The organism is Luteipulveratus halotolerans (assembly GCF_001247745.1).
In the GTDB taxonomy this organism is placed as follows: domain Bacteria; phylum Actinomycetota; class Actinomycetes; order Actinomycetales; family Dermatophilaceae; genus Luteipulveratus; species Luteipulveratus halotolerans.
Window position 1 is genome coordinate 3,436,345 of the sequence record NZ_LAIR01000002.1, and the last position, 26,603, is coordinate 3,462,947.

The 26,603-nt window shown below is 71.0% G+C and carries 26 protein-coding genes; 14 read left to right on the forward strand and 12 right to left on the reverse strand.

The window, feature by feature from the left end; translation table 11 throughout:
- The first annotated feature begins 37 nt into the window (after positions 1 to 37).
- The 4 genes from VV01_RS17325 (at position 38) to VV01_RS17340 (ending at position 4,929) form a co-directional block, all read left to right on the forward strand.
- A complete protein-coding gene (locus tag VV01_RS17325; RefSeq protein ID WP_071606427.1) occupies positions 38 to 1,300 on the forward strand; it encodes a cytochrome P450 in 1,263 nt (420 codons plus the stop codon).
- A gap of 168 nt (positions 1,301 to 1,468) precedes the next feature.
- On the forward strand, positions 1,469 to 2,536 hold the full coding sequence (locus VV01_RS17330; RefSeq protein WP_050670987.1) for an FAD-dependent oxidoreductase: 1,068 nt from the start codon (positions 1,469 to 1,471) through the stop codon (positions 2,534 to 2,536).
- Between the two features lie 294 nt (positions 2,537 to 2,830).
- The gene (locus VV01_RS17335; RefSeq protein ID WP_050670988.1) at positions 2,831 to 4,408 is read left to right on the forward strand and encodes an ABC-F family ATP-binding cassette domain-containing protein; all 1,578 of its coding nucleotides are present in this window, start codon (positions 2,831 to 2,833) and stop codon (positions 4,406 to 4,408) included.
- Between the two features lie 71 nt (positions 4,409 to 4,479).
- Entirely contained in the window at positions 4,480 to 4,929 is a 450-nt protein-coding gene (locus VV01_RS17340) for a DoxX family protein (protein WP_050670989.1), read from the forward strand.
- 37 nt (positions 4,930 to 4,966) lie between these two features.
- On the opposite strand, the gene VV01_RS17345 is transcribed toward VV01_RS17340, so the two are convergent.
- Together VV01_RS17345 and VV01_RS17350 are read right to left on the reverse strand one after the other, a co-directional pair.
- Entirely contained in the window at positions 4,967 to 5,383 is a 417-nt protein-coding gene (locus VV01_RS17345; protein WP_050670990.1) for a PaaI family thioesterase, read from the reverse strand.
- A gap of 10 nt (positions 5,384 to 5,393) precedes the next feature.
- Complete coding sequence (locus VV01_RS17350) at positions 5,394 to 5,762, reverse strand: YciI family protein (RefSeq protein WP_071606591.1); 369 nt, start codon at positions 5,760 to 5,762, stop codon at positions 5,394 to 5,396.
- Positions 5,763 to 5,850: 88 nt separating this feature from the next.
- Between VV01_RS17350 and VV01_RS24805 the strand changes: the two genes are divergently transcribed.
- Genes VV01_RS24805 through VV01_RS17365 form a run of 3 tightly spaced genes read left to right on the forward strand, consistent with a single transcriptional unit; the run spans position 5,851 to position 8,263 of the window.
- Positions 5,851 to 6,633 (forward strand): VOC family protein, encoded by a 783-nt coding sequence (locus VV01_RS24805; RefSeq protein WP_050670992.1) that lies wholly within the window; start codon positions 5,851 to 5,853, stop codon positions 6,631 to 6,633.
- 14 nt (positions 6,634 to 6,647) lie between these two features.
- Entirely contained in the window at positions 6,648 to 7,031 is a 384-nt protein-coding gene (locus VV01_RS17360; protein ID WP_050670993.1) for a YciI family protein, read from the forward strand.
- Entirely contained in the window at positions 7,028 to 8,263 is a 1,236-nt protein-coding gene (locus tag VV01_RS17365; protein ID WP_050670994.1) for an RNA polymerase sigma factor, read from the forward strand. The genes VV01_RS17360 and VV01_RS17365 overlap by 4 nt, the downstream gene beginning before the upstream one ends.
- A gap of 94 nt (positions 8,264 to 8,357) precedes the next feature.
- Here the strand turns inward: VV01_RS17365 and VV01_RS24690 are convergent, their stop codons facing one another.
- The 7 genes from VV01_RS24690 to VV01_RS17400 all read right to left on the reverse strand — a co-directional run bounded on the left by VV01_RS24690 (position 8,358) and on the right by VV01_RS17400 (position 17,623).
- The gene (locus VV01_RS24690) at positions 8,358 to 11,264 is read right to left on the reverse strand and encodes a helix-turn-helix transcriptional regulator (protein ID WP_050670995.1); all 2,907 of its coding nucleotides are present in this window, start codon (positions 11,262 to 11,264) and stop codon (positions 8,358 to 8,360) included.
- Between the two features lie 55 nt (positions 11,265 to 11,319).
- The gene (locus VV01_RS23440) at positions 11,320 to 11,505 is read right to left on the reverse strand and encodes a hypothetical protein (RefSeq protein ID WP_050670996.1); all 186 of its coding nucleotides are present in this window, start codon (positions 11,503 to 11,505) and stop codon (positions 11,320 to 11,322) included.
- Positions 11,506 to 11,925: 420 nt separating this feature from the next.
- Positions 11,926 to 14,178 carry an RNA polymerase recycling motor ATPase HelR gene (helR, locus tag VV01_RS17380; RefSeq protein WP_050670997.1) on the reverse strand — a complete coding sequence of 751 codons (2,253 nt, stop codon included), beginning with the start codon at positions 14,176 to 14,178 and terminating at the stop codon, positions 11,926 to 11,928.
- Positions 14,179 to 14,554: 376 nt separating this feature from the next.
- Entirely contained in the window at positions 14,555 to 16,375 is a 1,821-nt protein-coding gene (gene glmS, locus VV01_RS17385; protein ID WP_050670998.1) for a glutamine--fructose-6-phosphate transaminase (isomerizing), read from the reverse strand.
- A 108-nt stretch (positions 16,376 to 16,483) separates the two neighbouring features.
- Complete coding sequence (locus VV01_RS17390; protein WP_231635264.1) at positions 16,484 to 16,744, reverse strand: hypothetical protein; 261 nt, start codon at positions 16,742 to 16,744, stop codon at positions 16,484 to 16,486.
- 68 nt (positions 16,745 to 16,812) lie between these two features.
- A complete protein-coding gene (locus tag VV01_RS17395) occupies positions 16,813 to 17,166 on the reverse strand; it encodes an ArsR/SmtB family transcription factor (RefSeq protein ID WP_231635265.1) in 354 nt (117 codons plus the stop codon).
- On the reverse strand, positions 17,159 to 17,623 hold the full coding sequence (locus tag VV01_RS17400) for an SRPBCC domain-containing protein (protein WP_197275088.1): 465 nt from the start codon (positions 17,621 to 17,623) through the stop codon (positions 17,159 to 17,161). Before VV01_RS17400 ends, VV01_RS17395 begins: the two co-directional genes overlap by 8 nt.
- Positions 17,624 to 17,741: 118 nt before the next feature.
- Here VV01_RS17400 and VV01_RS17405 point away from each other — a divergent pair, with 118 nt between their 5' ends.
- The 3 genes from VV01_RS17405 (at position 17,742) to VV01_RS17415 (ending at position 19,606) form a co-directional block, all read left to right on the forward strand.
- Complete coding sequence (locus VV01_RS17405; RefSeq protein WP_050671001.1) at positions 17,742 to 18,314, forward strand: dihydrofolate reductase family protein; 573 nt, start codon at positions 17,742 to 17,744, stop codon at positions 18,312 to 18,314.
- A 159-nt stretch (positions 18,315 to 18,473) separates the two neighbouring features.
- On the forward strand, positions 18,474 to 19,112 hold the full coding sequence (locus tag VV01_RS17410) for a DedA family protein (protein WP_050671002.1): 639 nt from the start codon (positions 18,474 to 18,476) through the stop codon (positions 19,110 to 19,112).
- Positions 19,113 to 19,120: 8 nt separating this feature from the next.
- Complete coding sequence (locus VV01_RS17415; protein WP_050671003.1) at positions 19,121 to 19,606, forward strand: GNAT family N-acetyltransferase; 486 nt, start codon at positions 19,121 to 19,123, stop codon at positions 19,604 to 19,606.
- Positions 19,607 to 19,754: 148 nt separating this feature from the next.
- On the opposite strand, the gene VV01_RS17420 is transcribed toward VV01_RS17415, so the two are convergent.
- Both VV01_RS17420 and VV01_RS17425 read right to left on the reverse strand, forming a co-directional pair.
- The gene (locus VV01_RS17420) at positions 19,755 to 19,997 is read right to left on the reverse strand and encodes a hypothetical protein (protein WP_050671004.1); all 243 of its coding nucleotides are present in this window, start codon (positions 19,995 to 19,997) and stop codon (positions 19,755 to 19,757) included.
- Complete coding sequence (locus tag VV01_RS17425) at positions 19,997 to 20,221, reverse strand: hypothetical protein (protein ID WP_050671005.1); 225 nt, start codon at positions 20,219 to 20,221, stop codon at positions 19,997 to 19,999. Before VV01_RS17425 ends, VV01_RS17420 begins: the two co-directional genes overlap by 1 nt.
- A 112-nt stretch (positions 20,222 to 20,333) precedes the next feature.
- Between VV01_RS17425 and VV01_RS17430 the strand changes: the two genes are divergently transcribed.
- A complete protein-coding gene (locus VV01_RS17430) occupies positions 20,334 to 21,260 on the forward strand; it encodes a LysR family transcriptional regulator (protein ID WP_050671006.1) in 927 nt (308 codons plus the stop codon).
- A gap of 23 nt (positions 21,261 to 21,283) precedes the next feature.
- Entirely contained in the window at positions 21,284 to 22,240 is a 957-nt protein-coding gene (gene ligD, locus VV01_RS17435) for a non-homologous end-joining DNA ligase (RefSeq protein WP_050671007.1), read from the forward strand.
- Between the two features lie 461 nt (positions 22,241 to 22,701).
- Here ligD and VV01_RS17440 read toward each other — a convergent pair whose 3' ends face one another.
- Positions 22,702 to 23,373: a response regulator transcription factor gene (locus tag VV01_RS17440; protein ID WP_050671008.1), complete on the reverse strand. Its 672-nt coding sequence runs from the start codon at positions 23,371 to 23,373 to the stop codon at positions 22,702 to 22,704.
- A 209-nt stretch (positions 23,374 to 23,582) separates the two neighbouring features.
- Here VV01_RS17440 and VV01_RS17445 point away from each other — a divergent pair, with 209 nt between their 5' ends.
- Positions 23,583 to 25,163 carry a metallophosphoesterase family protein gene (locus VV01_RS17445; protein WP_050671009.1) on the forward strand — a complete coding sequence of 527 codons (1,581 nt, stop codon included), beginning with the start codon at positions 23,583 to 23,585 and terminating at the stop codon, positions 25,161 to 25,163.
- Between the two features lie 150 nt (positions 25,164 to 25,313).
- Positions 25,314 to 26,321, forward strand: coding sequence for a hypothetical protein (locus VV01_RS17450; RefSeq protein ID WP_050671010.1), 1,008 nt, complete (start codon positions 25,314 to 25,316; stop codon positions 26,319 to 26,321).
- The last annotated feature ends 282 nt before the right edge of the window (positions 26,322 to 26,603 follow it).

Sequence of the window (26,603 nt, forward strand, 5' to 3'; positions counted from 1 at the left end):
GGTCACTACTCCCGTAGTGCGCCGTCCGGAGGCCAGCATGAAGTCACCGATCGACCTCGACGAGCTGCGCCTCGCCCGCAGCTTCGCGACCGAGCTCTACAAGGCCAAGCTGCAGACGCAGTACGCCGGTCGCATCCGTCGCGAACCGATGGCCCGTATCGGGCTGCGCCCCTGGCACCGCGACCCGTACGCGCTCTACGAGCAGATCCGCGCCCGCCCCGAGCTGTCACCCGGCCGCTTCCCGCACACCCACGTGACCGTCACGCACGCCGTCTGCAGCCAGGTACTGCGCAGCCGCGACTGGGGCACCACCCCGCGCGAGCAGGTCGGACGCTCGACCGGCGAGATCGACCTGTCGCTGCTCGAGCTCAACCCGCCCGACCACACGCGCATCCGACGGGTTGCGGCTCCGGCGTTCACGCCCAGGCGCATGGCGGCGTACGAACCCACCATCGAGAAGCAGGTGCACACGTTCCTCGACGCGGTGCCGCGCGGCGGCCGGTTCGACCTGCAGCGCACGCTCGCGGGACCGCTGCCGATCATGGTGATCAGCGACCTGCTGGGCGTGCCGGACGCCGACAGCGACACGTTCATCCGCTACGGCACCGCCCTCGGGCGGGCGCTCGACGGCATCACGTCGCTGCACCACGCCCACCAGGCGCTCGGAGCGAAACGATCGCTGGAGGCGATGTTCAGGCGGCTGCTGGCCGAGCGTGAGACCGACCCGCGTGACGACCTGCTCACGCTGCTCGCCGGCGAGAAGGGTCAGGGCATCAAGGCCGTCGAGATGCTGCCGCTGTGCCAGCTGCTGCTCGTCGCCGGCTTCGAGACCACGGTCAACCTGATCGGCAACGCCGTGCACCAGCTCATGCTGCACCCCGACCAGTGGCGGCTTCTGGCCGACGACCCGTCGCTCGCGTCGGCCGTGGTCGAGGAGACGTTGCGCTACGACCCGCCGATCCAGCTGACGTCACGAACAGCGTTGCAGGACAACGAGATCGCCGGTCGCCACTTCCCCGCCGGCGAGTGGATCGTGACGGTGATCGGCGGCGCCAACCGCGACCCCGAGGCGTTCGCGTCGCCCGACCGGTTCGACATCACCCGCACGGACGGCTCCGACCACCTGGCGTTCTCCAGCGGCATCCACTACTGCGTCGGCGCTCCTCTGGCCCGGCTCGAGGCCGAGGTCGCGCTGCGGGTGCTGGCCGAGCGCATGCCGACGCTGCGCCTGGCCGGTCGGGTGCCGATGCGGACATCACGGGTGATCCGCGGCGTACGCCGATTGCCCCTCACCGCCTGACCCTCGTACGAAAACCGTCTGGTCGGCACTCCATGCACTGCCGGACAGACGAGATTCGCACAGCCTCGTACGAAAACCGTCTGGTCGGCACTCCATGCACTGCCGGACAGACAGTTCTTGCCGAGGGCTCTGGGAAACATCGGGCGGCCGGCCGGTGTTGACGCTGCCGTGAGCGAGCTGTCGAGCGTGGTGATCGGTGCGGGTCAGGCGGGCCTGTCGACGTCGTACCACCTGAGCCGACTCGGCATCGACCACATCGTCCTCGACGCCGACGACGCTCCTGGCGGCGCCTGGCAGCACCGGTGGGACGCGCTCACCATGACCGACGTGCACGGTGTCGCCGAGCTGCCCGGCTCGCAGCCGCCCCCGCGCACCCACGCTCGCGCCAACCTGGCGGTGCCCGCCTACTTCGCCGAGTACGAGCGTGCCCACGACCTGCCCGTACGCCGACCGGTGCGTGTGCGTCGCGTGACCGACGACGCCGGCACGCTGGTGGTGCACGCCGACGCCGGCACCTGGCGTACCCGCACGCTCGTCAACGCGACCGGCACCTGGTCACGGCCGTTCATCCCCCACTACCCGGGCGCGGAGTCCTTCGTCGGCGAGCAGATCCACACGGTCGACTACCCGGGCCCCGAGCACTTCGTCGGCATGCGCACGCTCGTCGTGGGCGGCGGCGCGTCAGCCGTGCAGTTCCTCGGCGCCCTCGCCCCGATCACCGACACTCTGTGGGTCACGAGGCGCGAACCCGTCTGGCGCACCAGCAGATTCACGCCCGAGGCCGGCGCAGCAGCAGTCGCGCTGGTCGAGCAACGCGTCGCTCGAGGCCTCCCGCCCGAGAGCGTCGTCAGCGTGACCGGCCTGATGCTGCGCGAGCAGGAGCAGGAGGCCGCCCGGCTCGGGGCGTACGACGCCCGGCGCCCCATGTTCGAACGCATCGAGCCGCACGGCGTGCGGTGGCCGGACGGCTCGTACGAACCCGTCGACGTGATCCTCTGGGCGACCGGCTTCCGTCCGGCGATCGGCCATCTGGCGCCGCTGCACCTGCGTACGCCGGCCGGCGGCATCCAGCTCGACCGCAACGGCCGTGGCACGACGGCGGTGGCCGACGAGCGGGTCCAGCTGGTCGGCTACGGACCGTCGGCGAGCACCATCGGAGCCAACCGCGCAGGCCGGACGGCCGCGGCCGGCGTACGCCGGTATCTCCGCTCCCAGGACGCGATTCGCGTCGCCTGACCGCACGAGTCTCGTCTGTCCGGCACTCCATGCACTGCCGGACAGACAGCCTTCGCCGCACCCTTGCCCGAATCTCGTCTGGTCGGCACTCCATGCACTGCCGGACAGACGAGATTCGTGGAAAAGGGGTTTGCGCGGACCGCGTGCCCGCGCCTAGCCTCGACGCATCATGAAGCACTGACTCCTGCCCTGCTCGCGCCTGCGGCCCCGACGCACTGACGTCGTACGCCCGGCGAGCAACCCGCACCACCTGGCCGGCCGGCGTACGACGTCGGGCCCGCCGCAGGAGCTCTCATGTCTACCTCCCTGGTCATCCGCGACCTGTCCAAGACCTACGACACCCGCCCCGTCCTCGACGGCGTCGACCTCGTGGTGTCGCCCGGCCAGCGTGTCGGTCTCGTCGGCGAGAACGGCGCCGGCAAGTCGACGCTGATCCGCATCGTCACCGGCCGCGAGCAGCCCGACGGCGGCGAGGTCACGGCGCCCGACGACCTCGGCTATCTCGCCCAGGACAGCGGCCTCGACCCCACGTCGACGGTCGGTCAGGTGCTCACCGATGCGCTCGCGCCGCTGCACGACGGGGTACGCCGGATGGAGCAGCTGGCCGCCGACCTCACCGCTCCCGGCGCGGCCGAGGAGTACGACGCCCTGCTCACCTGGGCGCAGCAGCACGACGCCTGGGACGCCGACCGCCGCGCCGAGATGGCGGCGCGGCGCCTGGGGCTCGCGACGGTCGACCGGGACCAGCTCGTCCGTGAGCTGTCGGGCGGTCAGCGCACCCGGCTCGCGCTCGCGGCGTTGCTGACGCGCCAGCCGGAGTGCGTCGTCCTCGACGAACCCACCAACCATCTCGACGACGATGCGCTGAACTTCCTTGAGACACAGCTGAACTCGCTGCCCGGCATCGTGCTGGTGGCGAGTCACGACCGGGTGTTCCTCGACCGCGTGTGCACCGCGGTCGTCGACCTCGACCCGTCGCACCTCGGCACCGACGGTGAGGGCGGTCGTCGGTTCACCGGCAACTACACGGGCTATCTCGCGCACAAGCGCGACAGCCGACGGCGTTGGGAAGAGGCGTTCGTCGCCCAGCGCGACGAGCTGAACGAGCTGCAGGGCAGGACCAGGACCACCGACCTCGACATCGCCCACAACCGGGGGCCGCGCGACAACGACAAGTTCATCTACGCGTTCAAGGGGCAGAACGTGCAGGCGACCGTGCGCCGCCGCATCCGTGACGCCGAGCAGCGGATCGCCGCCATCGAACGCGACCTGATCCCCAAACCGCCTGCGCCACTTGAGTTCTCGGGCTCGTTCGCATCACAGAGGGCGGGCAGCGTACGAGCGCGGCACCTCGTCGTACCTCATCGCCTGCGCCTCGACCGGCTCGACGTCGACGCCGGCGAGCACCTGCTCGTCACCGGTCCGAACGGGTGCGGCAAGTCGACGCTGCTCGCAGTGCTGGCCGGACGACTCGCGGCCGAGGGCGACCTGGTCGTCCAGGCGCGGCGGGTCGGCCTGCTGGAGCAGGACGTCGCGTTCGCCGACCCGCAGCGGACGCCGCGCGAGGTGTACGACGCCGCCGCCCCGGACGCCGCGCGACCGCTGGGCGCGCTCGGGCTCATCCATCCGCGCGACCTCGGTCGACCGGTCGGCGACCTCAGCCAGGGGCAGCAGCGCCGTCTCGCGGTGGCGGTCCTCATCGCGCGGCGGCCGGACCTGCTGCTGCTCGACGAGCCGACCAACCACCTGTCGCTGGCGCTGGTCGACGACCTCGAGGACGCCCTGGCCACGACACGCGCGACCGTCGTGATCGCGAGTCACGACCGTTGGCTGCGGCAGCGCTGGACGGGTTCGCACCTCTCGATGGGCTGACGGGCGGCGTTCAGTCTGCGTTCAGGCTCGCTCGCCCTGGTTGATCGTTCAACTACTACGAGGAGACCCCTGTGCGCTCATTCCTGACGTCCGTCCGCACCCCGGCCGCCGTACGAGACACCGGTCTGCTGATCGGGCGTGCCCTGCTCGGAGTCGTGCTCATCGCTCACGGCCTCCAGAAGTTCAACGACCTCGGCCTGGACGGCGTCGAGGCGATGTTCGAGAAGTCGGGTGTGCCCCTGCCCGCGCTCACCGCACCCGCCGTCGCCGCACTCGAGGTCGGCGGTGGCGCACTGCTGATCGCCGGGCTGCTCACCTCGCTCGTGAGCGCACTCGTCGCTCTCGACATGCTCGGCGCCTGGTGGTTCGTCCACAAGGACGGCGGCCTGTTCGTCTCCGAGGGTGGCTGGGAGCTCGTGGCGATGATCGGCGCAGCAGCGGTCGCGCTCGCCGCCGTCGGTGCGGGCAGGTTCAGCATCGACCACGCGACGTCGCGGCTGCTGCGCTCGAGCGCGGTCTGAGGAGAGCCGTTGCGCTGCAGCAGCGCAGCGCAACGGGTCAGCCGTCGGCCTTCGAGCCGGCGAGCGCGATCGTCCCCTGAGCAACCGCGCACAGGACGTCGGACGAGACGTCGCGCACCTCGGCCCGGCAGACCGCGCGACGACCGGACGCCGACACGACCGTCGCGTCAGCGCGCAGGAGCGGCCCGCGCGCGGGCGCGACGAGGTCGATCGTGTAGCCGGCGGTCAGCACCTGCGGCCCCAGCCGCGAACCGCCCGCGAACGTGAGCGCGTTGTCGACCAGGTAGGCGATCACGCCGCCGTGCGCGTAGCCGAACTGCTGCCGGTGCTCGTCCTTCATCTCCAGCTCGAGGGTCGCCGTGCCGTCGCCGAAGGCGGTGATGCGGGTGCCGAGCAACGCACTGAACGGCTGGGCAGCGAGGACGGAGCGGGCGTCGTCGAGGGTGAGGTCCATGCGGGCAAGGCTAGGTGTGGCTCGGCCAGACCTCGGGCGCGCACGGGCGGACGTCGACACCGGCGTACGCCGCGTCGGGCAGCCGGGCCGCGATGTCGTACGCCTCCTGCTCGGTCGCGCACTCGACGACCATGAACCCGGCGAGGTGCTCCTTGGCCTCGGCGAGCGGTCCGTCGGTGACGACCACCTCGTCGCCGGCGTCGCGCCGGACCACGCGCGTCCGCGACACGTCACCCAGACCGGCGCCGTCGACGTACCGGCCGTCGCGCCGCAGCGCCTCACCGACCGACATCGTGCCCGCCCCGATCGCGGCCCGGTCGTCGTCGCTGAGCTCGGCCCACTGCTGCGCCGAGCTGCGGATGAGCAGCACGTACTTCATCGCTCCACCCTGACCGATCCGGCGACCCGTGTCGAGAAACGCGAGGCGGCTCCGACGTACCCGTGCCACCCACGACCAAGGAGCTCTCATGACCATCCGTCAGCGCACCCACGACCAGACCCCGCAGCTGAACAGCCTGCTGCTCGGCTCGCGCGATCCCGAGCGGCTGCGTGACTGGTACGCCACGGCATTCGCGACCGAGTCCAACCGCTTCGGGTTCGTCGAGCTCGGCGCAGCAGGTGTCCTGCCCGACCCTCGCGACGACGTCGCCGACCAGGCCACCGAGCCCGGCCGCGTCATCCTCAACCTCGGAGTCCGCGACATCCAGGCGGCGGTGCAGCGGATCGAGCAGGCCGGTACGACGTGGATCACGCCCCTGGAGGAGCGCGAGCCGGGCTGGTTCGCGACGTTCACCGACCCGGACGGCACCTACGTCCAGGTCATCCAGATGAAGCCCGAGACCGACGCCGAGATGCTCGCCGAGGCGCGGCGTGATGCGACCCCGACGCGACCGTTCTGCGGGTTCGCGGTCGACGACACCGCCCGGGCCGCGACGTTCTACCGCGACATGCTCGGCCTCGACGTCACCGACGGCCCGATGGGGCTGCTCACGATCTGGCTCGGTGAGAGCGACTTCGTGATGGCGTACCCGAAGGAGACGCACGTCCCCGCCCAGCACACGATCCTCAACATCCCGGTCGACGACATCGACGACGCCGTGGCGAGCCTGGTCGAGCAGGGCGTCCAGATGCTGCGGTACGACGGGTTCGGCCAGGACGAGCACGGCATCTCGCGCGACAACGGCGGTCCGCCCATCGCGTGGTTCACCGATCCGGCCGGCAACGTGCTGTCCGTCCTGCAGCCGCAGTGACAGGATCTGAGGCGATGCGCTTCCTCATGCTGATCCACGACAACCCGCGCCGGTGGGAGCATCCGACGTTCGCGCAGCACGGCTCCGACCCGGCCGACATCGCGCGCTGGCAGCGCGAGCTCGACACGCTGCTCTCCGAGCTGGAGGAGTCGGGCGAGTACGTCAGCGGGCTGCCCCTCGCCGACCCCGCCCGTACGCGCACCGTCCGCGTGGTCGACGACGAGATGCTCGTGGTCGACGGCCCGTACGCCGAGACCAAGGAACAGCTCGCCGGATACCTCGTGCTGGAGTGCGCCTCCTGGGAACGGGCCGAGCAGATCGCCGGGCGGTTCCCGTCCAGCCGGTTCGGGCCGATCGAGCTGCGCCCGATCATGACCGCGTCCGGCGCAGAGATGTGAGCGAGCCGTCGTACGACGACCTGTGGCGTGAGCTCACGCCACAGGTCGTCGCGGCCGTCGTACGACGGTTCGGCCACTTCGAGCTCGCCGAGGAGGCCGTGCAGGAGGCGCTGCTCGCGGCCTCGACGCAGTGGCCGCGCGACGGTCTGCCACGTGACCCGCGCGCCTGGCTGATCTCGGTGGCCGCTCGGCGTACGACCGACCTGCTGCGCAGCGAGGGCGCCCGACGGGCTCGCGAGGAGTCGGCCGCGGTCACCGCCGGGCCGGCGCCCGAGGTACCCGACCAGGACGACACGCTCACCCTGCTGCTGCTGTGCTGCCACCCCGAGCTGTCGCAGGCGTCGCAGGTGGCGCTGACGCTGCGCGCGGTCGGCGGTCTCACGACCCGCGAGATCGGTCGCGCGTTCCTCACGCCCGAGTCGACGATGGCGCAGCGAATCAGCAGGGCCAAGAAGGCGATTCGCGCAGCGGGCACGTCGTTCGAGATGCCATCGGCGACCGAGCTCGACGACCGGCTGGACGCGGTGAAGCGGGTGATCTACCTGATCTTCAACGAGGGCTACACCGCCTCGTCGGGTGAGGACCTGCAGCGTCGCGATCTCACCCGCGAGGCGATCCGGCTGGGCCGGCTGCTGCACCGCTCGCGACCGCTCGACGGGGAGGCGGCCGGTCTGCTCGCGCTGATGCTGCTCACCGACGCCCGCCGTCCCGGCCGTGAGACCGCTGACGGCGCGCTGGTGCCGTTGGCCGAGCAGGACCGCACGCTGTGGGACGGCTCGGCGATCACCGAAGGTGTCTCTCTCATCGAGGACGCGTTGGCCCGCTTTCCGTTGGGGCCTTACCAGGTTCAGGCAGCGATCGCCGCCGTGCACGACGAGGCCGCGCGCGCCTCCGACACCGACTGGCCGCAGGTGCTCGCGCTGTACGACGTGCTGCGGGTCGTGCAGCCCGGCCCGATGGTCGAGCTCAACCGGGCTGTCGCGGTGGCCATGGTGGATGGCGCAGCGGCCGGCCTCGACGAGCTCGCTCCCCTGGCCGACCGGCTCGCCGACCACCACCGGTACGTCGCCGTGCGAGCCCACCTGCTCGAGATGGCAGGCGACACCGAAGGCGCGCGATCGGCGTACGAACGCGCAGCCGAGCTCACGACGAGCATCCCGGAGCAGCAGTTCCTGAGACGACGGGCCGCGCTGCCCCACCCCACGGGTCGCTCACGCACCCCCGACGACTGACGAGAACCCCGACAACCGCACGGGTGCTCGTCAGTCGAGCGGCTGGGGTCGTCAAGAAGTGGGGGGGTCTCGTCGGGTGCCGGTGCCTCAGCGCTCAGATCAGGGCGTCGCGGCGGGCGATGGCAGCGGCCTCGGTACGGGTGGCAGCGCCGACCTTGGCCAGGATGTTGGAGACGTGCACCGACGCGGTCTTGGCACTGATGAACAGCGCCGCCGCGATCTCGCCGTTGGTGCGACCCTCGGCGACCAGGGTCAGCACCTCACGCTCGCGTGGCGTGAGCGTGACCTCGGACGACGACTCGGCCTCGGACGTACGCCGCCCGCGCGCCGCCGCAGCGAGCAGCCCTCTCGCACCGAGGGACTCGGCGGTCGTACGCACCTGGTCGAGCAGGTCGCGTGCCTCGGGTCGGCGGCCGGCCGACGCCAGCAGCTCGGCCAGCCGCAACCGCGACCGGGCGGCCTCGAACGGCAGCTCGGCCTCGTCGAACACCTCGGTCGCACACTCCCAGTCGGAGACGAGCTGGTCCGGTACGCGGCCACGCCCGCCCCAGTCGAACCGCCCCTGCTCGGCGCGTGCCCGGTTGACCCAGGCGCGTGACTCGAGGCCGAGCGCGTCCTCGGTACGCCGTTTGGCGACGACGTCCTCGACCGCCGCGGCCAATGAGGCGACCCGCTCGGCGTAGGCGGAGGCCTTGGCGCGCCCCTGCACGACAGCGCTCGCGATGTGCCCGATCGCCAGCGCTGACAACCGGATTCGCGCATCGAACGACGGCATCGACCAGACGCGGGTGAAGGTCTCGACCACGTCGTCGTACGTCTTGAGCATCGCGTCGAGGTCGCCGCGGCCACCCTGGGCGTCGACGGCGACGGACGAGCTGTGCACGGTGAGGAACATGTCGCGTGACCACAAGGCGCGCATCTGAGGAAGGGCGTCGAGTGCGTCGTCCTTGCCGCGGACGAGATCGCGCTGCATGCGGACCGACGTCACGACCGACTCCATCAGCGGCGGCAGGGTCACACCCTTCTGCGGTGCGAGCAGCTCGTCGGCGGCGTCCCACTCACCGATCATCAGCGCGTACAGCGCACCGAAGACCCGCGTCTCGATGCCGAACGGGTCGGTGAGGTGGCCGGTGTCGCGCGACCGCTCGTACCCCTCGCGGTGCGTCTCGTACGCGTCGCGGAAGCGGTCCATGCGGGCCTGCACGCGGGCGAGCTGGTGCAGCGCTCGCAGCTCGGCCGAGACGTGGCCGGCCGCGCGAGCCCGGTCGACCACGTCGCGCAGGGCACGCTCGGCCCCGGCAGGGTCACCGGCGAAGTCGTCGAGCCGCGCGATGGAGGTCATGGCGTCGGTGACGAGGACGGGCAGGTCGAGGTCTCTGGCCAGCGACGCCGCCTCGGTGGCGGCCAGCAGCGACGCCTCGAACTCGTTGTCGGCGATCAGGGCTCGCGCGAGCACGGCGTAGAGGTCGGCGAGCACGGGTGTGGGCTGCCCGTCGCCGAGCCAGGAGATGGCCTCACGCAGCAGGTCGACACCGACGTCCGACTCGTCGGAGAGGAGCCGCGCGCGCATCATGGCGGCGATGAGCGAGGCGCGTTCGGTGGTGTCGTCGCCGGTGTACATGGAGTACTCGCCGTTGAGCAGGTCGGCCGCACGGTAGGGGTTGCCGGCCGCGCTCAACGCCCCAGCCGCCTTGAGTGCCAACGAGACTCGAGTCTGCGGCGGGTCGACGTCCTTGTGCTCGGACAGCAGGGACAACGCGTCTTCGTAGTGGCGGGCCGCGTCGGCAGGACCGGCCGCGCACATCGCCTCGTCGCCGGCGCGGATCGACGCCCGGAGCGCCAGCTCGACGTTGCCCGCGGCCCGCGCGTGGCGCGCCAGAGCAGCCGACGCGCTCGCCCCGGTCTGCTCGCGCAGGGCGTCGGCGAAGTCCCAGTGCAGCTGGACCCGCTCGCCCGGCAGCAGGTCGTCGTAGACGGCCTCACCCAGCAAGGCGTGCCGGAACGCGTATCCGCCGGTGGCCGTGACCTCGAAGACGTGGCTGTCGACGACGCTGCGCAGCGCGCGGTCGAGCTCTCGACCGGGCAGGTCGACGACCCGGGCGAGCAGCCCGTGGTCGACGGCGCGACCCGCGACGGAGGCGGCGCGTACGACGGTGCGGGCGTCGTCGTCGAGGGCGTCGATGCGCACCAGCAGCAGGTCGGCCAGCTCGTCGGGCAGCCCGGACCGGCCGAGCTCGCTCGCGGCCAGCAGCTCTTCGGCGAAGAACGGGTTGCCGCCGGCGCGCTCGACGATCGTGGCGGCGTCGGCGCTGGTGGCGTCCGGGCGCAGCAGATGCAGCAGGTCATGGACCTCGGCGTCGGTCAACGGGTCGAGCAGCACCCGGTGGACGCCGGCCAGGCGCGACCACTCGGCGAGCTTGGCCCGCAACGGGTGTCGGCGGTTGAGGTCGTCGCTGCGGTAGGAGACGACCAGCGACACCGGCCCGCTGAACCGGCGCGTGAACAAGAACGTCAGCAGCTCACGCGTGGAACGGTCGGCCCAGTGGGCGTCCTCGATGACCGCGACGACCGGCTGGGTCTCGGCGAGCTCTTCGAGGACCATGTGCACCGAGTCGAAGAAGGAGGCGGTGTCGTGCTGCAGGCCTGCGGGCACGTCGCGGCGGTAGAACTCCGGCAGCAGCGACCCGAGCAGCGGCCGGTCGGCGACGATGCGCTGGGCGAGCGCGTGGTCGTCCTGCGCGAGCCGAGCGAACATCTCCGACAACGGCAGGTAGGGCGCGCTGCTGTCGCCGAGGTCGAGGCAGTGGCCGAGCAGCACGCGCGCGCCCGCCTGCCGGGCCCGGTTGGTGAGCTCGGTGAGCAGCCGCGTCTTGCCGACGCCGGCGTCACCTCCCAGCAGCGTGAGTGAGGGGGTGCCGGACTCCACTGCCCGGGCGGTCAGGTCGGCCAGCTCGTCGGTGCGTCCGACGAGTGGGCGATCGGGCTCAGGCAGGGGCGGCACCCCCTCATTCTGACGCGCTCCCCCGACAGGTGCGTCAGTGATTTCCGCTCGTGACTCAGTGAGCGGCGACACGGCGCACGCCCGGTCGCGACGACGAGTCGTGGTTCCACACGCTCGCGAGGCGGCGACCGGCACGGCGCAGGCCGAGCTCCCAGCCGCGGGCGACGGCGTAGTCGTGGGCGATCTTGCTCTGGCGGTAGGCGACCTCGGCCTGGATGACCTGGACCTGCGATCCGTTCATGATCTCTGCTCCTGCTGGTGATGGTCGTGCTGCTGACATCACCCACAGTCGGCCTCTGAGGTAGCCCGGCACCTGAGGCAGATGGCGCATCTTGAGGTGCACTCAGTGCCTTAGACGCCTCAGGTACGCCGGTCGCTCGCCCCTGAGGTACCCCACCTTCGCCGGTCGAGCCGAAACCGCTGGTTGAGCCGGGCCGGAGCGCAAGCGGAGGCCCGTGTCGAGACCTCCGTAGCCGCGAGGGAGGGTCGCCCCGGCTGGCACCTCGGTTTCGACACGGTCTCGCCTAGCGGCTCAACCAGCGGGGCGGGCTCGACCAGAGCCCCACTTCGCCGGTCGAGCAGGCGAGCCCCCTTCGCTGGTCGAGTAGGCGAGCCCCCAGGGCGAGCCGTATCGAGACCACCGCAGCCGCGAGGCAGACGCTCAGCTCAGGATCACCAGCTCCTGCGTGGCGCGGGTCATCGCGACGTAGCGGTCGACCGCGCCCTCGATGCCCTCACCCCACCTGTCGGGCGCGACGAGTACCACCAGGTCGAACTCCAACCCCTTGGCGAGCTCAGGCGTGAGGACCCGGACGCGGTCGGCGTACGCCGCGTCGCTCACCTCCGCGGTGGCACCGGACTCGGCGATCACGCAAGCCACGCCCTCGCCCTCGGCGTGCTCGGTGAACCACGCGTCGAGAACGGCACGCAGCTCGGACGCCGACGCACGTCGGACGGGGAGGCCGCTGCTGCGTACGGACGTGGGCACGTTGGCGTCGGGCAGGGCGGCGCGGATGACCGGCTCGGCCTCGGTCATGACCTCCTGGGGCGTGCGGTAGTTGATGCTCAGCGACGTCATCGTCACGCGGTCGAGGCCGACCCGGGCGAGACGCTCCTGCCACGACTCGGTGAACCCGTGACGCGCCTGCGCACGGTCGCCCACGACGGTGATGCTGTGCGACGGGCTGCGCTGCAGGAGCATCTGCCACTCGGCGTCGGTGAGCTCCTGCGCCTCGTCGACCACGACGTGCGCGAACGGACCTGCCAGAGCATCGGGTTGCCTTGCTGGCACGGCGGATTCGTCGTCGAGGGCGCCTTGTAGATCGGCGGCTCGCAGCATCGACATCAGGTGCATCTCGGAGTCGTCGTCCTCGATGAGGTGCTCCACGACCGCTTCACGCTCCTTGCGCTGGGCGGCGATCGCGGCGTCGCGCTGACGTCGACGCCTGCTCGCCTCGGGGTCGCCGAGTCGGTGTCGGGCCGCGTCGAGGAACGGCAGGTCCGCGACCGTCCAGGCCGACGGGTCGTCCCGCTGCAAAGCGCGAATCTCGTTGCTGCTCAACGACGGAGCGCACATCTTGAGATAGGCCGGGACCGTCCACAGATCACCCACGAGGTCGGCCGCCTCGATGACCGGCCAGGCCTCGTGGAACGTCGCGCGCAGCCCACGATGGCCGTCGAACCACTCGCGCAGCTGCTCCTCGGTGACCTCTCCGCCGCCGCTGTCGCCGTACTCGTCCTCGATGTCCTGGTCGAGGTCGAACGTGTCGACGAGCATCGAGACGACGTCGTCCCACACCTCGTCGCGTGCTTCGTTGTGAGGTACGCCGTGGGCCGACCTGAACGCGACCGCCCACTCGCGCGCCGTCAGCACCGCGTCACCCCAGGGCGTGTCGACCCGCGTCGAGGTCGTGGGCGGCTCCTCGTAGAACGCCACGGCTTTCTCGACGGCCCCGACGAGCTCGGCCGAGGCCTTGAGTCGCGCAACCTCGGGGTTGCTCTCCTCGACCGCCGCCGCGCCCTCGGGCACGAGATCGCGCACCGTGCAGGTGCGTACGCCGTCCTCGCCGAGGCTGGGCAGCACGTCCGCGACGTAGGCGAGGTAGGGCTCGTGCGGGCCGACGAACAGCACACCGCCGCGGTGGCCGCTCAGGCGCGGGTCGGCGTACAGGAGGTACGCCGACCGGTGCAGTGCGACGACCGTCTTGCCGGTGCCGGGCCCGCCGTCGACGACGAGGGCGCCCTGCGAGCCGGCGCGGATGATCGCGTCCTGGTCGGCCTGGATGGTGCCGAGCACGTCGCGCATCCGCGCCGACCGGTGCGTGCCGAGGCTGGCGATGAACGCCGACTGGTCGTCCAGCGCCGCGCTGCTCGCCATGCCCTCGGCGGTGAACACCTCGTCCCAGTAGTCGTTGATGCGCCCGCGGTTCCAGCGGTAGCGGCGGCGGCTCAGCAGCCCCATCGGGTCGCCGTGCGTGGCGCCGAAGAACGGCTCTGCCGCCGGCGAGCGCCAGTCGACCAGCAGCCTCGTGCCGTCGGCGTCGGCGTCGGTGAGCCCGAGCCGGCCGACGTAGGTGGTCTCGCCGTTGGCCGCGACCATCCGGCCGAGGCACAGGTCGAGCCCGAACCGGCGCAGTGTCTTCAGACGCGCGGTGAGCCGGTGCACCTCCTGGTCGCGGTCGAGCGCCTGCTGCCCACCGCCCGCAGCACGTCGGCGGGTTTCCTCGAGACGCTGCTCCAGGTCGGCGATCGAGTCGGCCAGGCTCTCGGCGATCGCCCCGAACTGGCGCTCGTCCTGCTCGATCAGCTCCGTCGCGGCCTTCGCCGCCAGACGGTCCGGCAGGTCGAACGCACTCGCGGCCGGTCGTCGTACATCGGTGTTGTCGTCGGCGATCCGTGCATCGGCTGCACCCATGTGTCACTCCCCCACAGGCCCGAGTTTCGGGCTCGGCGCACGAGTGTGAGGGATACAGGGGGCCTTGCCGCAAGACCCCCTGTGCGCTATACGTTAGTAGTGGCAGGAGGTCTCGACCTCCTGCCTTTCGCATGCCCGGGCCCACCGCCGGTCGAGTAGGCGAGCCAGTTCGCTGGTTGAGCCGGCCCATCGCTGGTTGAGCCGGGCCGGAGCGCTAGCGAAGGCCCGTGTCGAAACCACGTGAGCCGCGGAGAGATCCTCCCTCGCTGTCACCTTGGTTTCGACACGGTCTCGCCCTGTGGGGCTCGACCGGCTCAACCAGCGAATCGGGCTCAACCAGCGGGCCCACCCCGTCCGACTCGACCGGCGAGGTCGGCTACTCCACCGTGACCGACTTGGCGAGGTTGCGCGGACGGTCGATGTCGTGACCGAGGGCGAGCGCCGCGTGATAGGCCAACAGCTGCAACGGGATCGTCAGCAGGATCGGGTCGAGCTCGTCCTCGTTCTTGGGTACGACGATGCGCTCGGCCGCGAGGTCACCCAGGTCGACGTCCTCGTGAGTGACGACCAGCAGTTGTCCCTTGCGCGCGGCCACCTCGTGCGCGGCACCGATGTTGCGCTGCAGCAGGTCGTCGCGCGGCACGATCGCCACGGTCGGCAGGTCTTCGCTGATGAGCGCGAGCGGCCCGTGCTTGAGCTCGCTGGTCTGGTACGCCTCGGCGTGCCTGTACGAGATCTCCTTGAACTTCTGGGCGCCCTCGCGTGCGACCGGGAACCCGCGCACGCGCCCGATGAAGAACAGGCTGTCCGCCTGGGCGACCTTCTTCGCCACGTCGGCGATGGCGTCCTCCTGGTCGAGGACGGCGGCGATCTGATCGGGAATCGCCTTGAGACCGTTCATGATTCGCTGCCCGTCGGCGTACGACAGGTCTCGCACCCGGCCGAGCGCGACGGCGAGCATCGCGAACCCGACCGCCATGTGCGTGAGTGCCTTCGTCGACGCGACGGCGACCTCGGGGCCGGCGTGCAGGTAGACGCCGCCGTCGCACTCACGGGCGATGGACGAGCCGACGACGTTGACGAGGCCGACGACGCGGCCGCCCTTGCGCTGGATCTCGCGCACGGCGAAGAGCGTGTCCGCGGTCTCGCCCGACTGGCTGACGGCGACGTAGAGCGTGTCCGGCTCGATGATCGGGTTGCGGTAACGAAACTCGCTCGCGGCCTCTGCGTCGGCCGGGATGCGGGCGAGGTCCTCGATCATCGAGGCGCCCATCTGTCCGACGTAGTACGCCGAACCGCACCCCAGGATCTTGACCCGCTTGAACGCGCGCAGCCCGCGCGGCTCCAGCTGGAGGCCGTCGAGGCGGGCGGTCGCGAACCGGTCGTCGATCCGGCCGGTGAGCATCCGGCGTACGGTCTCGGGCTGCTCGTGCATCTCCTTGTGCATGAAGTGCTGGTGGCCGCCGATCTCGAGCTCTTCGGCCGAGAGCTCAAGCGTCTCAGGCGTTTTCGCGACCGCCGCTGCGTCGGCGGTGAACGTGTGAAAGCCGGTCGCGGTCACCGTCGCGAGCTCGCCGTCGTCGAGGTGGACGACCTGGCTGGTGTGGCGTACGAGCGCGGCGACGTCGCTGGCGACGAACATCTCGTGGTCGCCGAGGCCGAGCACGAGCGGCGACCCGTTGCGGGCGACGACCACGCGGTCGGGGTCGTCGGCGCTGACGACGGCGATGGCGTACGTGCCGGTCACGCTGCGTAGCGCGTCGATCACCTTGTCCTCCAACGTCTTTGCGTCGGAGCGGGCAATCAGGTGAGGCAGCACCTCGGTGTCGGTCTCGGACGTGAGGGCGACACCATCGGCGGTCAGTCGCTCCCGAAGGGTGGCGGCGTTGTCGAGGATTCCGTTGTGCACGACCATGATTCGGCCGTCCTCGCTGGCGTGCGGGTGGGCATTGGCCTCGGTCGCGGGGCCGTGCGTCGCCCAACGGGTGTGGCCGATGCCGACTGTGCCCGTGAGCCGCTTGGGCAGCGCGGCCTCCAGGTCACGCACCCGTCCGACGGCGCGTACGACGCGCGGCTTGCCCGACGTCAGCACCGCGATGCCGGCGGAGTCGTACCCCCTGTACTCCAGCTGCGACAGCCCTTCGACCAGCAGGGGCGCGGCGTGCTGCCCGCCGATGTAACCCACGATCCCGCACATGCTCGTTCTCCTTCGTTGCGTGCGGCCACCCCACCCCGCCGAGTGCGCATGTCGTGCGGGTTGGGACGTCGCTCAACCGGCACGACATGCGCACTCGCCCAGGCAGGGTCAGCCGTAGACGATCCGGCGCAGCTGGCGCTCGCTCAGCTGCGGTGCGGCCACCCGCCGGTGACGCGGCTCGTCGGAGAGCGCCGCGAAGATCTCCGCGTTGCGTGCGCCGTAGGTCTGCATCTCGGCGTGCCGGCGACGGACGAACTCCTCGGTCGTCTCGCCGTGGAACGCGAGCACGTCGTCGATCACGCGGGCCGCCTCGGACGCGGTCAGGCCGGTCGAGGCGGCCACCCGTTCGACGAGCTCACGATCGGCCACGCGGAGAACTCTGCGCCCCATGACTCGCGAGATGCAAGAATCTGCCCGCAATCGGGCAGATGCGCTCGCTACGACTCCTCGGCGGCACGCTTGAGGGCGTCGAGTCGGCGGTCCCAGACCGCGGCAGCGTCCTTCATCCAGCGCGCGGTCGCCTCCAGCGGAGCGGGACGCAGGACGTAGAGCACCTCACGCCCCTGCCTGGCCGACGCGACGAGTCCGGCGTCCGCGAGCACGCCGAGATGCTTGGCGATCGCCTGGCGCGACACGTCGACCTCCGCGGCGAGCGTGGTGGCGGTGGCCTGACCGCTACGGGCCATGACGTCGATGATCTCCCGTCGCCGCGGGTCGGCGAGCGCGTCGAGCACGGCCGTCACGGTGTTGGGCGCGTAGCCGTCGGAGCGCCCGCGGCGAGCCTCAGGCACCGGTCTCGACGTGGCTCTTGGCCGCCGCGAGCTCGGTCTCCCAGCCCTCGGCGTTGTCGTGGTACGCCCTCTGCCGGGCCTCGGCCGTGACCGGCGCCGCAGCGAACCCGCTCTCGACCACGCGCACGAGTGTGCTGTCGCCTTCAGCGGTCAGCGTGAACTCGACGAGCGTCGGGATCATCTCGGGCGCAGAGACATCAGCGTGGTCGCCGCCCTCCTGGTCGCTCACCAGCCAGCGGAACGCGACCCGGGACTGCGGCTCGGACTCGACGACCTCGATGCGGAAGTCGCCCCACTTCTCGTCCGTGACCACGACGAAGCCCTCGCGCTGCTCGATGTGGTGCGGTCGGATCGTGCCCTCGTTGATCCACCAGCCGGGCTCGGAGACCAGCGCCCACACGCGCTCGCGCGGCGCCTCGATGCGGATCTGGCGCTCGATCGTGTCGGGTGTGCTCATCATTCGCGTCCTCTCGTCGTATGTGCAACTCCAGAGTTGCACTTGCCGAGACGACGTGCAACCCCCAGGTTGCACCGATGTGGGCTAGCGTCGACGTCCACGACATCGGAGGCATGGCATGCGCAAGCTCGTGGTCTACACCCTGACCTCGCTCGACGGTGCGGTCGAGGACCCGCGTCGCTACTTCCAGCCCGTCGATGCGAACGTCCCGGGCCCACCGTCGTTCGACCCGGACATGGACCGGCTCGAACGCGCCCTGATCGACACCCAGGACGCCGTCGTCCTCGGCCGTCGCACGTACGACGAGTGGTCGCGCTACTGGCCGACGTCCGACGAGCAGCCGTTCGCCGACTTCATCAACGGGGTGCGCAAGTACGTCGTCACGTCGACGCCGCTCGAACGCGAGTGGCCCGGCACCGAGGTCGTCGACGGCCCGCCGACCGACTTCGTGGCGCGACTCAAGCAAGGCGCCGTCGGTGACATCGGCGTGCACGGCAGCATCACGCTGGCCCGCTCCCTCATCGCGGCCGGGCTGGTGGACGAGCTCCAGCTCGCGGTCGGCCCCGTGCTCGACGCGGAGGGGCCGCGCCTGTTCGAGGGGCTGACCGGCTGGCAACGCCTCGAGCTGGTCGACGCGACATCGACGTCCGGCGGCACGGTCTGGCTGACCTATCGGCCCGCCACCGGCTGACGGGACGACCTGACCGGCACGACCGGAGTGCGCCGGCTCCGGGTCACCCCTGGTCCTCCCCCGGTCGTAGCCCTGATTCAGACCTCGGGACGATGCGGCACCCCTCGTTCGTTCGTAGCGTCGTAGGCACGCCGACCAATCCGTCCAGGGGACCGACCCGTGCTCGAAGCCATCAACGACTCCATCCTCGACCTCGCGGGGCAGCCGTGGGTGTACGCCGTCGTCGGCGCCCTCGGTGCGCTCGACGCGTTCGTGCCGCCCCTCCCGAGCGAGTCGGCCATCGTGGCGCTCGCCGCGCTCGGCGATCAGGGCGGCGTCAACCTCTGGCTGCTCGGCGTCGTCGGAGCGCTCGGCGCCCTCCTGGGTGACACGGCTGCGTACGTCATCGGTCGGCGGGTCGGCACGAATCGCTTTGCGTGGCAACGCAAAGCGCGGGTCGCGAAGGCGATCACGTGGGCCGGCGGCGAGCTCGACCGACGTGGCGGTGTCCTGATCTTCACAGCCCGCTACATCCCCGTCGGCCGCATCGCAGTCATGATGACCGCCGGTGCCACGGGCATGCGCGTGCGCCGGTTCCTCACGTACGCCACGATCGGCTGCACCGCCTGGGCCGCGTGGTCGGTGCTCGTCGGCGCTGTCGCCGGCCAGCTGCTCGGTGACAACCCGTTGCTCGCCGCAGTCGTCGGTATCGCGATCGCGCTCGGCGTCGGACTCGTCGTCGACCGCGTCGCCTCGCGCCGGCGTACAGGGGCACCGTCCGAGAACTCGGTGGAGGACGCCGAGGACGCTCTGGTCTAGTACGGCGCATGGAGATCCGCCCGTACGCCGACGCCGACTGGCTGCGCGTCGCACCGATCGTGACCGAGGTCGTCCGTGCCGCAGAGACGTTCACGTACGACCCTGCGATGCCACCCGAGGCGTTGCAGGACCTGTGGATCGAGCGGCCGCCCGGGCTCACAGTCGTCGCGGTCGACGGCGACGACGTGCTCGGCACCGCCAAGATGGGGCCGAACAAGCCCGGCCCCGGCGCGCACGTCGCGACGGCGAGCTACATGGTCGGCAGCACGGCTCGCGGGCGCGGGGTCGGACGAGCGCTCGTCGAGCACAGCCTCGCGTGGGCGAAGGCCGGCGGTTTCGCAGCGATCCAGTTCAACGCGGTCGCGGCGAGCAACGTCAGAGCGGTCGGCCTGTATGAGTCGCTCGGGTTCACGATCATCGGCACCGTGCCCGAGGCGTTCGAGCACCCGACGCAGGGCCGGGTCGGCCTGCACGTGATGCACCGCTTCCTCTGACGAGCCGCACCTCGCCGGCCCTCCCGCTGGTTGAGCCGGTCGAGCCCCAAGGGCGAGACCGTGTCGAAACCGAGGTGACCGCCAGCGAGACCCCTCCCTCGCTGTCACCTGGTTTCGACACGCTCCTCGGCGAGCACCTCGGACCGGCTCAACCAGCGGAGTACGTGCTCCTACTCGGCCAGCGAGGTGGGCGACGGCGGTAGGCGGCGTCGAGGGCGATGGCCCACTCCCGGCGACCGATCGCGACGTTGGCGGCGACGTCGCGGGCGCCCCACCGGCGTACGGGCGTGCGCTCCGGCGCCGGGGTGGCGATCCGGCCGATCGCAGCCAGGACGCCGACGGCGAGCGCCGCCACGACGACGATCGGCACGAGTGCGGCGAGCGCGGCCATCACCGGAACGCCGCCAGTCGGAGGTGCGAGTGCCGGGCCGGCGCCCCGACGTGCGTCGCGCCCGCGGCCTGGGCCGGCGAGTGCGCAGCGAGGTCGGCGCGCGTCCGGTCGATGTCGCGGTCGTCGATCTCGGGCAGCCGGTGCTCGGCGCGGACGCGGCGATCAGTGCGTTCCATCGCCACGATCACCGCGACGACCAGAGCGAGGACGAGCAGTGCAGCCATGGTGCTTCCTCCTGGTGAAGGGCCTTCGGCGAAGGCGTCTGACTCCAGGTTCGGCCCTTCGACCCGTTAGCACCAGCGCGCATTTGTGAGGTGTACCAGTTAGCATTGCTTCATGTTCGATCTGCAGCGTCTGCGCGCCCTGCACGCCGTCCGCCAGCACGGCTCGGTCGCCGCCGCGGCTGAGGCGCTGGGGTTCACCTCGTCCGCGGTCAGTCAGCAGATCGCCAAGCTCGAGCGCGAGGCCCACGCGTCGCTGCTGGAGAAGGCCGGGCGCGGCGTCATCCTGACCGACGCCGGGCTCGTGCTCGCCGACGCCACCGAGGCGATCCTCAGCACCACCGAGCAGGCCAGCGCCGACCTCGAGGCCTTGCAGTCCGGAGTGAGCGGCACCCTGCGAGTCCTGTGCTTTCCCACCGCAATTCGCGGACTGGCCGCTCCCGCGCTCGCCGAGCTCCGGCGTACGACACCCGACCTCACCGTCCGGATCGAGGAGGGCTGGATCCGCAGCACCGAACGCATCGAGGGCGGGCACGCCGATCTCGCGGTGACCCACGACTGGGCCGACTCGCCGGTCGACCTGCCGGCGCACCTGACCCAGTCGCCGCTGCTGGAGGACCCCGTCGACGTGCTGCTGCCCGCTGCCCACCCGCTCGCACAGCGGACGTCGCTGACCCTGGACGACCTGCTCGACGCGCCCTGGATCATCGACACCAACCCCGACAGCATCTGCAGCAAGTGGCTGCGCGACCAGATGACCGCGCGCGGGCGCACGGCTGATGTGGTGCACCGCCTGGACGAGTACCCGTCGCAGATCGCGGTCGTCGGCGCCGGCCTCGGTCTGTCGCTGCTGCCACGCATGGGCCGACCCGACCTGCCGGACGGCGTCCGAGCGGTGCCGCTGCGCGGTGACCGCCCCGTACGACGGGTGTTCGCGATCTGCCGGAGGGCGTCGAGCCGGCGGCCCGCGATCCGGACGCTCACGACCGCTCTGCGTGATCAGGCCGAGCAGTGGGAGGGCGTCGAGGCCGCGACAGGGTGAGGCGCGGCGCCTACGATCGGGCCATGGCGAGCAAGGGCGGCTCACCCGCCACCGAGCTGACCGTGGGCGAGCGCACCGTTCGCCTCTCCAACCCCGACCGCGTGTACTTCCCTGCCCGCGGCGAGACCAAGCTCGACCTGGCCCAGTACTACCTCTCGGTCGGCGACGGCATCGTCAACGCACTGCGCGAGCGGCCGTGCATGCTGCACCGCTTCCCCACCGGCGTGACCGGCGAGAAGGTGCACCAGAAGCGGCTCCCCCGTGGCGCCCCCGACTGGGTCGAAACCGTCGAGCTGCACTTCCCCCGATGGAACCGCACCGCCGACGAGCTGTGCGTCACCGAGCTCGCCAGCGTCATCTGGGCCGTGCAGATGTCGACCGTCGAGTTCCACCCGTGGAACTCGCGCCGCCCCGACACCGAGCGCCCGGACGAGTGGCGCATCGACCTCGACCCGATGCCGGACTGCCCGTTCGACCGGGTTCGGCGTACTGCTCATACAGCGCACGAGGTGCTGAAAGAGCTTGGCATTGAAGGCTTTCCGAAGACCTCTGGTGGTTCGGGGCTGCACATCTACGTGCGCATCGAGCCCGAGTGGGGCTTCGCCGACGTGCGACGCGCCGCGTTCGCGTTCGCGCGCGAGGTCGAGCGTCGTACGCCGAAGGAGGTCACCACGACCTGGTGGCGCAAGGACCGCGACCCGACGGCGGTGTTCGTCGACTACAACCAGAACACCCGCGACCACACGATCGCGAGCGCCTACTCCGTACGCGGCAACCCCGAGGCGACCGTGTCGACGCCGATCCGCTGGGACGAGGTGGACGACGTCGAGCCGCGCGAGCTGACGATCGCGACGGTGCCGGCGAGGTACGCCGAGCTCGGCGACCTGCACGCGGACATCGACGCGACGGCGTACCGGCTGGACACGCTGCTGGAGTGGGCCGACCGCGACGAGGCGGAGCCCCCGACCGACGAGAGCTGACCACGGGCCTTCGCTGGTCGAGTAGGGCAGAGCGCTGGCGGAGTCCTTCTCGAGACCTGGTCGCCGCGGCTACGGAGGCCTCGATACGGCTCGCGCTGGGGCGCTCGCCCACTCGACCAGCGGTTCCGCTCGCCTCCTCGACCGGCGGTTCCGCTCGCCTCCTCGACTGGCGGTTCCTCGGCGGGTATCTTCGGCGCTCGCTGTGCACTGGTTCGTGTGGTGAACCACGACGATCGCTGGCTCACCACACGAACCACTGCACACTGCCCGCCGAACCCTCCTGCACTGCCAGCCAGCCCACCGCTGGTTGAGCCGGGCGAGCCCCACAGGGCGAGCCCGTGTCGAAACCTCGTGCATCGCGGGGAGAGTCTCCCCCGCCGTGGCCTTGGTTTCGACACGGCCCTCGGCTTGCGCCTCGGACCGGCTCAACCAGCGGATTCGGCTCGACCAGCGAGCTCGGGTCAGCGGGCGGCGTACGCGGTGGCGCCGCCCGCCGGACGGTGACGGCGCCGGTCGGGCTCGAACCCGTGGCGTACGCCCCACAGCACCGCCTGGCTGCGGCTGGTGACACCGATCTTGCGGTAGCCGGTGCGGATGTAGGACTTGACCGAGTTGATGGACAGCTGCGTCTGTGCGGCGATCACCGTGTTGGGCAGCCCCTGAGTGATGAGCGCGAGCACCTCGGCCTCACGCGGCGTCAGCCCTTCCTCGCGACCGGGCCACTCGCCGCACACCTGGCTGTTGCCGGGCGGTGGCGACACGACGGTCTCGCCACCGTGGATGCGTTCGAGCGCGTCGACCAGCGCTGCGGCCGGCATCGTCTTGGCGAGATATCCGTGGACGCCGCGCTCGAGGGAGGCCTGCACGAGGTCGGGGTGGAAGTTCCACGTGTGCACGACGACCTTGCCGACACGCGCGCTGCGGGCGAGGCGACCGACCTCGCCGGTGTCTCCCTGGTCCTGCGCGAACGTGTCGTAGACCGCGATGTCGATGGGGCGCGGGGTGTCGGAGTCGACGTCGAGCTCGACGACGGCGACGCGGCGTTCGTACCGGTGCAGCATCGCGCGCATGCCACGCACGACCACGCCGTACTCGTTGACGACGGCGATGTGCAGGGGTTCGGACGATGTCATGGCACGCGGCCTAGCTCGGTCGAAGCGGTGTCGGGCCGGCCTGCACGGCGGTGGCCCGTGGTCGGTCACCAGGTTAGGCCGTTCCTGCGTGAGCGGGCGGTCAACGGCGCGTCCGACCGTCGCCCGCCCACGCCTCGGACGAGAACCCGCCCCGTACGCCACGGGCTCTGAGACGATCGGCGCAGGCCTGCACCTCGTCAGGAGGCGATGTGAGCGAGTCCGACGACCCGGCACAGACGCACGACCCGGCGCCGCACCGCTCACGATGGCGGCTGCCGCTGATCGCGCTCGCGACCGTGGCGCTCACCGTGGTCGGCTACCTCGCCGGGATCGCGATGACCGCCGCGTGGCCGACCGAGGTCGACACGACGTACTACCGCGCCGACGTACGCCTGCACGCCTGGCCGTCGTCGACGCTCACCGCTCCGACGGTGTTCGGTGACATCGACGTGGAGTTCGACGGTCCGCTGCCGGCGCCGGGCATCCAGCTCGACACCCAGGTCAAGCGCGACGTCACCGATCTGTTCGCGCGCGAGGACGTGTCGGTCGACAGCTTTCGGCCGAGCGACGCCGAGATCCGTGACGCGGCCCGGTCGGCGCTCACGGGTGTGGTCCTGCGGTTCGGGTTGGGGCTGGTGCTGGCCGAGGCGGCGATGCTCACGCTGCTCGCTCTGGGCCGACGTCACCACCGGCATCCCAGCGGCGTTCAGCTGCGGCTCGTGGCCGCGGCGACCGTGCTCGGCCTCGCGCTGCCCGCGCTCGCCGGCTGGCAGACCTATCGCGGCGACCGGGTCTCGGCCATCCGCGCCACGAGCCTGCTCGGCACGGTGCGTTCGAACGCCGGCCTGCTCACCGACGTCCAGACGCGGGCTCAGCAGGTGTCGCGCTACGTCACCAACGTGCTCGCGCTGTCGCAGTCGTTGCAGGACTCGCTGGTGCCGCCCGAGCTGGCGCAGGTGCCGGCCGTGCGGCTGCTGATGGTCAGCGACATCCACGGCGCCAACCAGTACCCCATCCTCAAGAGCCTGATCGCCGACGAGCACATCGACGCGGTCGTCGACTCCGGCGACCTGGTCAACTTCGGCACGGTGCAGGAGGCCGAGGCGGCCGGGATCTTCACGTCGATCTCCGAGCTGGGCGTGCCGTACGTCTTCGTCAAGGGCAACCACGACGCGACCAGCGCCACCGACAAGGCCCTGCTCGACCGCCTCGCGCGCATCCCCAACGTCGTGCTGCTGGAGCCGAGTCCTGGTCAGTACCAACAGATCTCGGTCAAGGGTGTCACCGTCGGCGGCTTCAACGACCCGCGCTACTACGGCGACGAGGACAAGGACAACGACAAGAAGCAGGAGCCCCGGCAGAAGGAGTTCCTCGAGGCGTACGACGGCCGCAGCCTCCCCGACGTCGTCGTCAGTCATGAGCCGGCCGCGGTCAAGGGCATCAAGACCAAGGGCATGCTCGTCAACGGCCACCTGCACACGCCCGAGATCGACGGCAACCGCGTCACGGTCGGCACGTTCACCGCGGGCGGCATCTTCGGCAAGCGCATCTCGGACTCGACCCAGGAGGACGCCGAGCGCGTCACGGCGTCGTACTTCTTCGACATCGCGGTCTACGGGCGGTCGTGCTCGCTGATCAACCTGACGCGATACTCGTTCCGCTCGGTCGTCGAGGGCCGACCGGCGTACGACGGCCTCAACGTCATCAACGGCCGCTCGATCGCCGACCCGGCCGCACAGGGCCGCACCTGCGGCGGCTCCGAACCCGTCACTCGTACGCCGGTCGACTGAGCCGGCCCGCTCGTCGTACGGCCGACGTTGTCAGATCCCGCGCAATCCCGGGCCTGACAGATCTGACGACACGTTCGGACGAACCGCTGTGGGCCGACCTCGCGTCGGGGTGGTGAACGACTCACCCACCCCGCACGAGGAGGACCCTCCATGACGATCTCCACCCGTACGAAAGCCGCCGCGCTCATCGCCGGTGCCGTCTGTGTCGCCGGACCGGCGACCGCATCGCTGGCGAACGGTGTCGGCGGTGACGACAGCCCGTCGTACAGCGAGCGCCGCATCCCCGGCCCGGCCGGCGCACCGGTCGCCGGCTCGAGCATGCGCACGATGGCCGCCCTCGCCACCAAACCGTGCGGTGCGACCGCGCACGACCGATCGGTGGCCCGCAGGATCAGCTCGCGCGTGAACAGCCCCAACCTCAACGGCGTCAACGGCGACCAGGTGGCGTGCGCCCGGCTCATCGTGAAGGCGACCAAGAGCAAGGGCCTGGGCAGCCGCGCCGCGCAGATCGCACTGATGACGGCGCAGACCGAGACCGGCCTGCGCAACTACACGGGCGGCGACAGCGACAGCCACGGCCTGTTCCAGCAGCGACCGAGCCAGGGCTGGGGCACCGTCGCGCAGACCATGAATCCCGACCACGCGACCAAGAAGTTCCTGTCGGTGATGGTCGAGATCTACGGCAGCTCGTGGAAGTCCAAGCCGATGGGTCAGGTCGCACAGGGCGTCCAGCGGTCGGCGTACCCCGACCGGTACGCGAAGGAGCAGGGTGCCGCCAGGGTGATCCTCGACGCGCTGTGGGGTGGCAGCGGTGGCGGTACGCCGGCGCCGAGCAACCCGTACGAGCCGGGCAAGATCTGCGGCACGGGTTATAAGGTCATCGACTCGCACGCGATCGGCAAGGCGGGCCGCGCGTACCTGCTCTACAACGCCTCCAACGGCCGCAACTGCGTGACCACGCTCAAGAGCGGGGCGCTCGGCAAGAAGTCACCGGTGTCGGCGTTCCTGGAGGTCAAGGGCCAGCGGCGTACGACGGACGCCGGCTCGTTCGCGTACTACGCCGGGCCCGTCCGCAAGGCCGCTCCCGGCCAGTGCGTGAAGTGGGGCGGCTCGGTCGGCTCGACGAAGTGGGCGAGCGCGTTCGGCCACTGCGGCTGACCCTCCCCAGGAACGTCAACACCGTTGCGCTTGGACCGCAACGGTGTTGACGTTCGCCCGGAGGGGCGGCTCGACCAGCGGAAGGACGGGTTCGGCGCGCGCTGTGCACTGGTTCGTGTGGTGAGCCAGCCATGCGAGTGGTTCACCACACGAACCAGTGCACACTGTCCGCCGAGAACCTCCTCGACCCTGCAACGCCGGCCGCCCCGCTGGTCGAGGAGGGCCGGAGCGCCAGCGGAGGGGCGGCTCGCCTACTCGACCAGCGGAGGGCGACTCGACCGG

Excerpts from the sequence above, each read along its gene's own strand:
- VV01_RS17325 (WP_071606427.1), top strand. The coding sequence starts at position 38 with ATGAAGTCACCGATCGACCTCGACGAGCTGCGCCTCGCCCGCAGCTTC.
- VV01_RS17335 (WP_050670988.1), top strand. The coding sequence starts at position 2,831 with ATGTCTACCTCCCTGGTCATCCGCGACCTGTCCAAGACCTACGACACC.
- VV01_RS17345 (WP_050670990.1), bottom strand. The coding sequence starts at position 5,383 with ATGGACCTCACCCTCGACGACGCCCGCTCCGTCCTCGCTGCCCAGCCG.
- VV01_RS17350 (WP_071606591.1), bottom strand. The coding sequence starts at position 5,762 with ATGAAGTACGTGCTGCTCATCCGCAGCTCGGCGCAGCAGTGGGCCGAG.
- VV01_RS24805 (WP_050670992.1), top strand. The coding sequence starts at position 5,851 with ATGACCATCCGTCAGCGCACCCACGACCAGACCCCGCAGCTGAACAGC.
- VV01_RS17360 (WP_050670993.1), top strand. The coding sequence starts at position 6,648 with ATGCGCTTCCTCATGCTGATCCACGACAACCCGCGCCGGTGGGAGCAT.
- VV01_RS23440 (WP_050670996.1), bottom strand. The coding sequence starts at position 11,505 with ATGAACGGATCGCAGGTCCAGGTCATCCAGGCCGAGGTCGCCTACCGC.
- helR (WP_050670997.1), bottom strand. The coding sequence starts at position 14,178 with ATGGGTGCAGCCGATGCACGGATCGCCGACGACAACACCGATGTACGA.
- glmS (WP_050670998.1), bottom strand. The coding sequence starts at position 16,375 with ATGTGCGGGATCGTGGGTTACATCGGCGGGCAGCACGCCGCGCCCCTG.
- VV01_RS17400 (WP_197275088.1), bottom strand. The coding sequence starts at position 17,623 with ATGAGCACACCCGACACGATCGAGCGCCAGATCCGCATCGAGGCGCCG.
- VV01_RS17405 (WP_050671001.1), top strand. The coding sequence starts at position 17,742 with ATGCGCAAGCTCGTGGTCTACACCCTGACCTCGCTCGACGGTGCGGTC.
- VV01_RS17415 (WP_050671003.1), top strand. The coding sequence starts at position 19,121 with ATGGAGATCCGCCCGTACGCCGACGCCGACTGGCTGCGCGTCGCACCG.
- VV01_RS17420 (WP_050671004.1), bottom strand. The coding sequence starts at position 19,997 with ATGGCCGCGCTCGCCGCACTCGTGCCGATCGTCGTCGTGGCGGCGCTC.
- VV01_RS17425 (WP_050671005.1), bottom strand. The coding sequence starts at position 20,221 with ATGGCTGCACTGCTCGTCCTCGCTCTGGTCGTCGCGGTGATCGTGGCG.
- VV01_RS17430 (WP_050671006.1), top strand. The coding sequence starts at position 20,334 with ATGTTCGATCTGCAGCGTCTGCGCGCCCTGCACGCCGTCCGCCAGCAC.
- ligD (WP_050671007.1), top strand. The coding sequence starts at position 21,284 with ATGGCGAGCAAGGGCGGCTCACCCGCCACCGAGCTGACCGTGGGCGAG.
- VV01_RS17440 (WP_050671008.1), bottom strand. The coding sequence starts at position 23,373 with ATGACATCGTCCGAACCCCTGCACATCGCCGTCGTCAACGAGTACGGC.
- VV01_RS17450 (WP_050671010.1), top strand. The coding sequence starts at position 25,314 with ATGACGATCTCCACCCGTACGAAAGCCGCCGCGCTCATCGCCGGTGCC.